This is a genomic window from Desulfoplanes sp. PS50 (assembly GCF_053851535.1).
Genome location: NZ_JBSPZA010000087.1, coordinates 1 through 1,125 on the forward strand (window position 1 = coordinate 1; position 1,125 = coordinate 1,125).

1 protein-coding gene is annotated in these 1,125 nt (G+C 47.1%); it reads left to right on the top strand.

Going from position 1 to position 1,125, the window contains the following annotated elements; translation table 11 throughout:
* The first annotated feature begins 54 nt into the window (after nt 1–54).
* Entirely contained in the window at nt 55–1,095 is a 1,041-nt protein-coding gene (locus ACTVJH_RS15865) for an IS630 family transposase (protein ID WP_455992863.1), read from the top strand.
* The last annotated feature ends 30 nt before the right edge of the window (nt 1,096–1,125 follow it).

The window sequence follows — 1,125 nt, forward strand, 5'->3', positions numbered from 1 at the left end:
TGTTGCGTCCGTTAAATAATTATACTATCATAGCCTCCAAATCAAGGAGGCGAAATGGGCAGGTCAGTACATATAGAATTAACGCCAGAGGATCGGGCAACGTTGGTCATGTGGGCACGTTCTGGGAAAACGGAACAGCGAATAGCAAAACGCGCTCAAGTAATCTTGCAAACATGCGAAGGCCGAACGCTCAACGAAATTTCATCGAATGTTGGTCTAGGGCGTCAAAGCTGTATCAAATGGCGCAAGCGATACTTATCCAACGGGCCTGAAGGCCTCAATGACAGCCAGCGTAGCGGCAAGCCTTCAACCATTTCGCCTGAAGAAAAATCGAGCATCGTCGCCTTGGCTTGCACAACGCCGCCTGATGGAAGTAGCCGATGGAGCGTCCGAAAATTGGCTGAAGTTACTGGCCATGGAAAAACAACCATCGGCGACATTCTTTCGCAGGCCTCCATCAAGCCCCACAAGACTGAATACTGGTGTGGCAAGAGTCCTGATCCTGAATTTGAAGAAAAACAGATGGCGATCATCGGGCTCTATATGAACCCACCTGAGAATGCGCTTGTCTTATGCGTCGACGAAAAGTCTCAGATTCAAGCGCTTGATCGCACCCAACCAATGCTCCCTATTCGCAAAGGTAATCCTAAACGGTTGACAGCTACCTACAAAAGAAACGGGACGACCTGCTTACTGGCAGCCCTTGCTGTTCACGAAGGCACGATTGATGGTCGATGTATTCAACGCAATACCCACAAAGAATTCTTAAATTATCTGAAACACATATATAGAAAATATCCAGGCAAGCAGCTGCATGTAATCTTGGATAATTTGAGTGTACACAAGCACAAGGCGGTCATGGACTGGGTGGCAAAAAGGCGGAGGCTGACCCTGCATTTTACGCCGACCTATTCTTCTTGGCTGAATCAAGTCGAAATATGGTTTAACATCTTCACGCGCGATGTTTTGCGCGGTGGAATTTGGAAATCAAAACAGCAACTGATCAAGCAGATAATGGCATATATTCGCAACTATAACGAGCTGTGGGCCAAGCCTTTTAAGTGGACTTACACCGGGAAGCCACTGACTAAATAACGGTATAGAAATTTAGCGGACGCAACACTA

Bases quoted from the DNA above. Each gene is read 5' to 3' on its own strand.
- ACTVJH_RS15865 (WP_455992863.1), top strand. From the start codon at position 55: ATGGGCAGGTCAGTACATATAGAATTAACGCCAGAGGATCGGGCAACG.